This window comes from Bacillus songklensis, from assembly GCF_042649685.1.
Lineage (GTDB): Bacteria > Bacillota > Bacilli > Bacillales > Bacillaceae_H > Bacillus_BA > Bacillus_BA songklensis.
In genome coordinates, this window is sequence record NZ_JBHRZT010000070.1 from 110314 (window position 1) to 119937 (window position 9624).

The 9624-nt window shown below is 41.0% G+C and carries 9 protein-coding genes, 2 rRNA genes and 1 riboswitch; all 11 genes read right to left on the reverse strand.

From position 1 onward, the window contains the following. Nucleotides 1-49: 49 nt before the first annotated feature. On the reverse strand, nt 50-1468 hold the full coding sequence (gene purF / locus ACFOU2_RS18700; RefSeq protein WP_377917820.1) for an amidophosphoribosyltransferase: 1419 nt from the start codon (nt 1466-1468) through the stop codon (nt 50-52). Beyond that, on the reverse strand, nt 1444-3672 hold the full coding sequence (gene purL / locus ACFOU2_RS18705) for a phosphoribosylformylglycinamidine synthase subunit PurL (protein WP_377917822.1): 2229 nt from the start codon (nt 3670-3672) through the stop codon (nt 1444-1446). The genes purF and purL overlap by 25 nt, the downstream gene beginning before the upstream one ends. Beyond that, entirely contained in the window at nt 3656-4342 is a 687-nt protein-coding gene (purQ, locus tag ACFOU2_RS18710; protein WP_377917824.1) for a phosphoribosylformylglycinamidine synthase subunit PurQ, read from the reverse strand. The genes purL and purQ overlap by 17 nt, the downstream gene beginning before the upstream one ends. After that, on the reverse strand, nt 4339-4590 hold the full coding sequence (purS, locus tag ACFOU2_RS18715; protein WP_377917826.1) for a phosphoribosylformylglycinamidine synthase subunit PurS: 252 nt from the start codon (nt 4588-4590) through the stop codon (nt 4339-4341). The genes purQ and purS overlap by 4 nt, the downstream gene beginning before the upstream one ends. Nucleotides 4591-4592: 2 nt before the next feature. After that, entirely contained in the window at nt 4593-5300 is a 708-nt protein-coding gene (gene purC, locus ACFOU2_RS18720; protein ID WP_377917828.1) for a phosphoribosylaminoimidazolesuccinocarboxamide synthase, read from the reverse strand. An 82-nt stretch (nt 5301-5382) separates the two neighbouring features. After that, a complete protein-coding gene (gene purB / locus ACFOU2_RS18725; RefSeq protein ID WP_377917830.1) occupies nt 5383-6675 on the reverse strand; it encodes an adenylosuccinate lyase in 1293 nt (430 codons plus the stop codon). Nucleotides 6676-6689: 14 nt separating this feature from the next. Next, a complete protein-coding gene (gene purK / locus ACFOU2_RS18730; RefSeq protein ID WP_377917832.1) occupies nt 6690-7814 on the reverse strand; it encodes a 5-(carboxyamino)imidazole ribonucleotide synthase in 1125 nt (374 codons plus the stop codon). Then, nucleotides 7804-8295 carry a 5-(carboxyamino)imidazole ribonucleotide mutase gene (gene purE / locus ACFOU2_RS18735; protein ID WP_377917834.1) on the reverse strand — a complete coding sequence of 164 codons (492 nt, stop codon included), beginning with the start codon at nt 8293-8295 and terminating at the stop codon, nt 7804-7806. Before purE ends, purK begins: the two co-directional genes overlap by 11 nt. A gap of 133 nt (nt 8296-8428) precedes the next feature. Next, nucleotides 8429-8530, reverse strand: a riboswitch (purine riboswitch). Nucleotides 8531-8610: 80 nt separating this feature from the next. Further along, a complete protein-coding gene (locus tag ACFOU2_RS18740) occupies nt 8611-8811 on the reverse strand; it encodes an NETI motif-containing protein (protein ID WP_377917836.1) in 201 nt (66 codons plus the stop codon). 115 nt (nt 8812-8926) lie between these two features. Beyond that, nucleotides 8927-9042, reverse strand: a 5S ribosomal RNA gene (rrf, locus tag ACFOU2_RS18745). A gap of 351 nt (nt 9043-9393) precedes the next feature. Next, nucleotides 9394-9624: ribosomal RNA gene (locus ACFOU2_RS18750) — 23S ribosomal RNA — on the reverse strand; the annotation flags it as partial.

Here is a 9624-nt window from a genome sequence, read left to right on the forward strand (position 1 = left end):
TGAGTCCTCCTTTTTATGCCTTTCTAGTAGAAAATGATGACACGCTTGTTTAACATGTAACCTTCTCATGCGGATGCAGCGTATCCTGGTAAATTTCCGTCGGGTATTTCCCTGTAAAACAAGCCATGCACTGACCTCGATATTTTCCCTCATACGGTCTGTCGATTGCTTCAACAAGCCCTTTTTCACTTAGAAACACAAGCGAATCCGCTCCGATCATTTCACGAATTTCTTCAACTGTATGATTTGCTGCAATCAACTCTTCTGTTGTTGACGTATCAATACCATAGAAGCATGGATTTTTAATTGGAGGAGAACTAATGCGAACATGTACTTCTGTCGCTCCCGCTTCACGAAGCATATTCACGATGCGGCGGCTTGTTGTTCCCCTTACAATCGAATCATCTACCATGACAACACGTTTTCCTTCTACAATTTTGCGAACAGGAGAAAGTTTCATTTTTACCCCTTGCTCACGAAGCTCTTGTGAAGGCTGAATAAACGTACGGCCGACATAGCGGTTTTTAATTAAACCTAACTCATATGGAATACCTGATTGTTCAGCAAAGCCGATTGCTGCCGATATACTTGAGTCAGGTACACCTGTAACCACGTCTGCTTCTACTGGTGCTTCAATGGCCATTTGACGGCCTAAATTTTTGCGGGCTGAATGAATGTTGATTCCATCGATGTTGCTATCCGGCCTTGAGAAATAAATGTATTCCATACTACAAATGGCACGATTTATATTTAAAGTAAAACGTTCAGATGTTAAGCCTCCATCATTAATGATTAATAACTCCCCGGGCTCCACATCTCTTACATACGTGGCACCAATTACATCAAGTGCACACGTCTCGGACACGACAACATATGCATCGCCTAAGCGACCGATCGAAAGTGGACGCAAGCCATTTGGATCAAGAGCAACTAACATTTCCGTTTCCGTCAAAATTAAAAACGCATATGCACCCTTCAACATCGTCAATGCATTCTTCACTTGATCTTTTAATGTTTGATAACCGCTTCTTTTAATTAAATGTGCCAATACTTCTGTATCTGAAGTTGTTTGAAAGATACTCCCCTGGTTTTCCAATTGGTGTTTTAAAGCTGTTGCATTTACCAGATTTCCGTTATGAGCTAAAGCAAGACTGCCGCTATGCGATTGGAAGTGAAGCGGCTGTACATTTTGATAGCCGCCTCCTCCTGCAGTTGCATAACGAACATGGCCAATCGCCGCTTTTCCATGTAAATCGTTAATTTCTCCTTGACCAAATACTTCTGTGACAAGTCCGAGACCTTTTGCAACAGTTACCTTTTCACCGTCTGTTACAGCGATTCCCGCACCTTCTTGGCCGCGATGCTGCAAACTATGAAGTCCATAATAGGTAATCTGGGCAGCATTATCATGCCCCCATACTCCAAAAACGCCACACTCTTCGTTTAAGCCTTTGATTTCAGCAAGCATGGAATAGCTCCTTTCCAAGCCGTTCTCATTTTGTCTACATCTATGTTAACAAGTAACTCTTTTTGTTCGTTGCTTACTACAAGCTCATTTGTTTCCGTTACTTCTCCCGCAAAATAAGCTGTCACAGCTTTTTCAAACGCTTCTTTATTTTCTGGTTTAACGGAAACGAGGAAACGTGATTGTGTTTCAGCGAATAAGGCTGTCACATTTTCACCTGTTACAGCTACATTCGCACCCAATCCGGATGCACCCATTAAGCTTTCTGCAAGGGCAACTGCTAAACCGCCTTCCGCAATATCGTGCGCAGATTGGACAAGACCCGCTTTAATTGCTGCCAACAATTGTTCTTGGCGATTCGATTCAATAGTTAAGTCGATCGCTGGTGCTTTACCGAAGATTTTGCCGTAACGAAGCTTTTGGAGCTCACTGCCGCCAAATTCTGTCTTTGTTTCACCAATGACATAAATAAGATCGCCGGCCTGCTTAAACTCTTGTGTAGTCACATGGGCCAGGTCTTCAACTAAACCGACCATACCAATTGTTGGCGTTGGATAAATCGCTTCACCGCTGCGCTCATTGTATAAGGATACATTTCCTCCAATAACGGGTGTACTTAATACACGGCAAGCCTCACTTATACCGTCAACAGATTTTTCGATTTGCCAGAAGATTTCCGGCTTCTCCGGGTTACCATAATTTAAGTTATCCGTAATGGCAAGCGGCTTTGCACCTGAACATACAATATTACGCGCTGCTTCAGCAACCGCGATCTTACCGCCCACTTCTGGATCAAGGTAAATATAACGAGAATTACAATCCGTTGTCATGGCAAGAGCTTTTTTCGTACCGCGTACGCGTACAACCGCAGCATCAGATCCTGGCGTCACAACTGTATTTGTACGCACTTGGTAATCATATTGATCGTAAACCCACTTTTTGCTTGCAATTGTTGGTTGTTGTAATAATTCCATTAATGTTTCATTATAGTCGTTTACTTCTGGAATCTGCTCCTCCATCGCCTGGAACTCAGCATAGTAAGCTGGTTCTTTAGATGGTTTATGGTAAACTGGTGCATCTTCTGCTAGTGCATCAGCCGGAACCTCAGCAACCATTTCCCCTTTATGGAATAGACGAAGCATTTTATCGTCTGTTACTTTTCCAATTGCTACGGCTTCTAAACCGTATTTATGGAATAAGTCAATGATTTCTTGCTCACGGCCTTTTTTCACAACGATTAACATACGCTCTTGTGATTCAGATAACATCATTTCATACGGCGTCATGCCTGTTTCTCGCTGTGGTACATCATCTAAATACATCTCAATGCCCATGCCGGCTTTACTTGCCATTTCAGCGGATGATGATGTCAAGCCTGCCGCACCCATATCTTGGATCCCCACAAGAGCATCGGAGTGAACAAGTTCCAGACATGCTTCGAGAAGAAGCTTCTCCATAAACGGATCTCCTACTTGAACGGCCGGACGTTTTTCTTCAGATGCTTCCGATAACTCTTCGGATGCAAATGTTGCCCCGTGAATACCATCGCGCCCTGTTTTTGCTCCTACGTACATGACTGTATTGCCCGCGCCGTGCGCCTGACCTTTTTTAATGTCCTTATGGTCGATTAAACCAACACACATTGCGTTAACAAGCGGGTTCCCTTCATAGCAAGGATCAAATTGAATTTCTCCCCCTACAGTCGGGATACCGATACAGTTTCCATATCCTGCAATACCTGCAACGACTTCTTCAAACAAATATTTTCCGCGTGAAGTTTTTAACTCACCAAAGCGAAGTGAATTTAATAAAGCAATCGGACGGGCTCCCATAGAAAAAACATCACGGATAATACCGCCTACACCCGTTGCGGCTCCTTGATATGGCTCAATCGCAGAAGGGTGGTTATGACTTTCGATTTTGAACACAACCGCCTGGCTGTCACCGATATCAACGACTCCGGCACCTTCACCAGGCCCTTGTAACACATGCTCACCGCTCGTTGGGAACTTGCGCAATACAGGCTTTGAATTTTTATAACTGCAATGCTCTGACCACATAACTGAGAAGAGGCCTAACTCTGTATAATTAGGAAGACGGTTCAAGATGTTTTTAATCATCCCAAATTCTTCGTCAGTTACACCCATTTCACGGTAGATTTTCTCATCTTGAATTTGTTGCGGATTTGGCTCAAGCAGTAACGACATGTGTTTCCCTCCATTGCTTCAAAATCGACTTGAATAACTTTAACCCGTCAGCGCCTCCTAATAACTCATCAACGGCACGCTCTGGATGCGGCATCATACCAAGAACATTTCCTTGCTTGTTTGTGATACCAGCGATATCTGAAATACTTCCGTTTGGATTTTCACCATGATAACGGAATGCAATTTGATTATTTTCAATTAATTGCTGCAATGTCTCTTCATCGCAATAATAGTTTCCTTCACCATGTGCGATTGGAATTTGGATGATTTCACCTTTTTCATATTCCGCTGTGAACATCGTTTCATTATTTTCTACACGTAACTCAACTGTACGGCACATAAATTTGATATTTTTGTTACGTATTAAGGCACCTGGTAACAGACCTGCTTCTACTAAAATTTGAAACCCGTTACAAACGCCTAAAATTGGCTTGCCTTGGTCAGCCGCTTTTTTAACAGCGTTCATAACATTCGAGAAGCGGGAAATAGCACCACAGCGAAGGTAATCTCCATAAGAGAACCCGCCCGGTAGTAAGATACCGTCAAACCCATCTAGATTATTTGCATCATGCCAAACATACTCGACTTCGGCACCAAGTTCATCTTTAATCGCATGATACATATCAACATCACAGTTTGATCCTGGGAACACGATTACAGCAAATTTCACTGTGCTACTACCTCCTCGATTTCATAACGATAATCTTCGATTACAACGTTTGCGAGTAACTTTTCACACATTTCCTTAACCATTTGGTCAATGTTGTCTACTTTATCAACTGTTAATTCCATGTATTTACCGATACGCACATCTTTTACTGCATCGAATGATAAACTGTGTAAAGAACCTTTTACTGCCGTTCCTTGGGGATCTAATACGCTCTCTCTTAATGTGACAAACACTTTTACTTTATACATGATTATCCTCCGATTCTCGTTAAGATTTCGTTATATGCATCTGTTAATTTACCTAGATCTCTTCTGAATACATCTTTATCTAACTTTTTGTTTGTTGCCAAATCCCAAAAACGGCATGTATCTGGAGAGATTTCATCTGCCAAAATGATTTCTCCGGCAGCAGTTCTGCCAAACTCTAACTTGAAATCAACTAATTTGATGTTCTTTTCTTGAAAATAAGGGATTAATACTTCATTTACTGCTAGCGCTTGTCGCTTAATTTCTTCTAATTCAGCAGTTGTTGCTAGTTCGAGCAATAATACATGATCATCAGTAATGAGCGGATCACCTAACTCATCGTTTTTGTAGTAAAACTCGACAAGGGGCTGTGCAAACTTTAACCCTTCCTTGAAGCCAAGGCGCTGTGAAATACTGCCGGCCGCGATATTACGGATAACGACTTCAATCGGGATAATTGTTACCTTTTGAACAAGCTGTTCTTGATCAGATAGCTGCTGAATAAAATGAGTTTTAATTCCAGCTTTATGCAACTGTGAAAATAGTAAACTACTAATCTTATTGTTTAATACAGCTTTCCCTTCAATTTTGGCTTTCTTTTGGCCATTAAATGCAGTAGCCTCATTTTTATATTCAATCCATAAAACATTTTCTTCGTTTGTTCTATAGATTTTTTTCGCTTTACCTTCATATAGCAACTCTTGCTTTTCCATGATTATAGCCCCCAGTAGACGGAATATTTAGACCGCTGTGAATTGAGGGAAGATAAAGAAGATTCCTTATCTTCCCTCTTGATTAAAGACCTAGACGTTCAAAGATCATATCAACATTTTTGAGATGATATGTGTAATCAAAGCAATCATCAATTTCTTCTTTTGTTAAACGGCTTGTAATACGCTCTTCAGCTTCCACTAATGAACGGAATGGAACTTGCTTTTCCCAAGCTTCCATTGCTTTCGGCTGTACCGTATCATATGCCTCTTCACGTGTCATACCTTTATCGATTAAAGCAAGAAGTACACGTTGTGAATAAATAAGGCCGAATGTTCTTTCCATGTTTCTCTTCATGTTTTCAGGGAATACCGTTAAGTTTTGCACAATGTTAGAAAAACGATTTAACATATAGTTTAATGCGATTGTCGCATCTGGTAAGATGATACGTTCAGCTGAAGAGTGTGAAATGTCTCGTTCATGCCAAAGCGGAACATTATCATAAGCGGTTACCATATAGCCGCGGATAACACGTGCAAGACCAGTCATATTCTCTGAACCGATAGGATTGCGTTTATGCGGCATTGCAGAAGAACCTTTTTGCCCTTTTGCGAAAAACTCTTCTACTTCACGAGTCTCACTTTTTTGTAAACCGCGAATTTCTACTGCAAACTTTTCAATGGATGTTGCGATTAATGCAAGTACTGACATATAATGCGCATGGCGATCACGCTGGAGTGTTTGTGTTGAAACCGGCGCTGGTTTAGTCCCAAGTTTTTCACATACATATTTCTCTACGAATGGATCAATATTAGCAAATGTTCCTACCGCACCTGAAATCTTACCGAATTGTACTCCATCAGCAGCTTGTTTGAAACGCTCTAAGTTGCGTTTCATTTCTTCATACCATAGTGCAAGCTTTAAACCAAATGTTGTTGGTTCAGCATGAACCCCATGTGTACGCCCCATCATAACAGTATATTTATGCTCTTGTGCTTTTTCTTTTAAGATATTGATAAACCGCTCTAAGTCCGCTAACAGAATTTCATTTGCCTGTTTTAAAAGATATCCTAAAGCTGTGTCAACAACATCTGTAGATGTTAAACCGTAATGAACCCATTTACGCTCTTCACCTAATGTTTCTGAAACAGCACGTGTAAATGCTACAACATCATGGCGTGTTTCTTCTTCGATTTCTTTAATGCGTTCAATGTCAAATGAAGCATTTTGGCGAAGTAAGACTACATCTTCTTTAGGAATCGCTCCTAATTCAGCCCATGCTTCACATGCTAAGATTTCAACTTCCAACCAAGCTTCAAAGCGGTTTTGCTCAGACCAAATTGCTGCCATTTCGGGACGGCTATAACGTTCAATCATTTTATTTCCTCCATTTAGTTCCAAATTTCTAAGGCGTCAGCTTTTTGCAACGCATCTTCTATCTTATCAGCTACAATTGTCAGATGTCCCATTTTTCTTTTGAGTTTCGCCTCTTTTTTTCCGTACAAATGCAAATCACAATCTGAAAAATGTTCGATTTTTCCAATCACTTTTTCAACATGCTCTCCTAAAATATTGACCATAACAGCAGGTTTTATAAGTGTCGACTTTCCTAAAGGCCAATTACAAATCGCACGAATATGCTGTTGAAATTGGGATGTTAAACACGCATTAATTGAATAATGTCCAGAATTATGAGGACGTGGGGCTAGCTCATTAATATAAAGTTCCCCTTCTTTTGTAATAAACATTTCTACAGCAAGTGTCCCAATTAATTGCAGTTTGTTTGCAATTTTCACAGCATATTCTTTGGCTAGGTCAGCTTGTTCAGCAGTAATCCGTGCTGGCACAATTGTTTGATGTAAAATGTGATCTTTGTGGATGTTCTCGCCAATCGGCAGGCAATCTGTTTCACCTTTGCCATTGCGAAAAACAATGACAGACACTTCTTTGTCAATGTTCATCCATTTTTCAATAATGCACTGACCCTGCTCTAACAACGGAAATGACTTTTCAATATCTTGATATCCTCTGATAAGTACCTGCCCTTTGCCATCGTAGCCGCCTCGACAAGTTTTTACCACACACGGGTAACCGATTTCTTCAATTCCCTGCTCTAACTCTTCTTTATTTAAAGCTGTTCGATAAGGAGCTACACGTAAACCAGCTTCTGTAATACTTTGCTTTTCATACGCCCGATTTTGTGTAATTGTTAGTAGTCTGCTCCCCTGTGGAACATACGCATTTTCTTCTAACCATTGAAGCATTTCGGAATCGACATTTTCAAATTCGTAAGTAATGACATCAGCAACGCTAGCTAATCGGCTAATTGCTTCCTGGTCATCATAGTTTCCGACGATTTCAATGTCAGCAATTTGTCCGCAGGGAGACGATTCGGTTGGGTCAACAACCGCAATACCGTATCCCATCTCCCTTGCAGATAATGCCATCATTCGGCCCAACTGACCGCCACCTACGATTCCAATAGTTTTTCCTGGTGAAATAAACTTATAATCCAAGTTGATCACTACTTTCTAGTACTTGATCTCGTGTTGTAAGACGTCGCTCTTCTAGCTTTTCGGCGACAGTTAAATCGTGAATTGCGACAATTTGTGCTGCTAAGAGACCAGCATTAGTAGCACCAGCTTTGCCAATTGCTACGGTTGCAACAGGTACACCTCCTGGCATTTGTACAATCGATAATAATGAGTCCAATCCGTTTAATGTTCTTGATTGCACTGGTACACCAATAACCGGCAACGTTGTTTTAGCAGCAACCATGCCCGGTAAATGGGCAGCTCCGCCTGCACCTGCAATGATTACTTGAATACCACGTTCTCTTGCTGTTTCAGCATATTCGAACATATAATCAGGTGTACGGTGAGCAGATACTACTTTCTTTTCATAAGAGATTTGTAACTCTTCAAGTATATCGCATGCATGCTTCATCGTGTCCCAGTCAGAAGTGCTCCCCATGATAACTGCTACAGTAGGTTCCATTTTAATCTCTCCTATATATTAACGCGCTATTTTATTTAAAATAAAAAAACCCAAGTAGATATACACTCTTTTATGAAAGAAAGCATACATCTACCCGGGTTAATACATATCCTAATATTATACACCAGGATAATCCAGACACACTTTCCCCCATAGTCCAACGATTTACGGTCGCCAGGTAGAGACTTGTGAGCCATATTCCCACTATTATATGAGGTTCCCTTATTAAGCTACTATCATTTTAGCAACAAAAGGATTTGTATGTCAACCATAATTCGAACTATTTAACACTAAACCTTTTAAAATGTTCGCCTTTTACAATTGTTTAGCTTCAAAAATAATAACTCTGCCTACAGGAATAGCTTTTTTTAAACCATTCACGATCTCTTCTTTAAAAATGGGCTTTTCCGTTCTTTTTACAGGAACAAATCCATCTGCTTTAATTCGATTTAAGCATTGGTCAATAGTTTCGTTTTCCAATACTTCGTATTCACGCTTACGGTTTGTTTTTTTCAACTCATTAAACCCTCCTTCAAATTTTGTAAACAAGCTGCTTTTACTTAATAGTGTGCATTTTTCATTTTATAATAAAACAAAAAAAGACTAGTCATTTGACTAGTCTTTTTTCAGTGCCTGGCGACGTCCTACTCTCACAGGGGGAGACCCCCAACTACCATCGGCGCTGAAGAGCTTAACTTCCGTGTTCGGCATGGGAACGGGTGTGACCTCTTCGCCATCATCACCAGACATATTACATTATACATATTTCAGAAGAAATTTCAACCCTTTTTTTAAAAGTTATTCCTTCAAAACTAGATAACACATTACTGAGGAAAGCGTGTAGTGCTTTTCATTGTCCAGTTGCGCAAGCTATATCCTACGGTCATTTCGCGTCTTCCGACGAAACCAAAGAGCGGTTTCTCTGTCAGAAGCTCCAATGCCCTATGGATATGAGCGAGCTTGCTCCACTTTTCTTGATTGTCCAGCTGTGAAAGCCAAACCGTACGGCTGTTTCGCTTCCTCTGTTGAGACTATCGTCTCTTCCGCCAGAAGCTCCAACATCCTATCGGTTTAAACGGGCTTTCTCCGCTTTTCGTTTAGGTTAAGTCCTCGATCGATTAGTATCAGTCAACTCCACGTGTCACCACGCTTCCATCTCTGACCTATCAACCTGATCATCTTTCAGGGATCTTACTAGCTTGCGCTATGGGAAATCTCATCTTGAGGAAGGCTTCATGCTTAGATGCTTTCAGCACTTATCCCGTCCGCACATAGCTACCCAGCGATGCCTTTGGCAAGACAACTGGTACACCAGCGGTGCGTCCATCC

Coding starts and splice junctions, on each gene's coding strand:
- purC (WP_377917828.1), bottom strand. CDS start 5,300: ATGGAAAAGCAAGAGTTGCTATATGAAGGTAAAGCGAAAAAAATCTAT.
- purE (WP_377917834.1), bottom strand. CDS start 8,295: ATGGAACCTACTGTAGCAGTTATCATGGGGAGCACTTCTGACTGGGAC.
- purL (WP_377917822.1), bottom strand. CDS start 3,672: ATGTCGTTACTGCTTGAGCCAAATCCGCAACAAATTCAAGATGAGAAA.
- purB (WP_377917830.1), bottom strand. CDS start 6,675: ATGATTGAACGTTATAGCCGTCCCGAAATGGCAGCAATTTGGTCTGAG.
- purF (WP_377917820.1), bottom strand. CDS start 1,468: ATGCTTGCTGAAATCAAAGGCTTAAACGAAGAGTGTGGCGTTTTTGGA.
- purS (WP_377917826.1), bottom strand. CDS start 4,590: ATGTATAAAGTAAAAGTGTTTGTCACATTAAGAGAGAGCGTATTAGAT.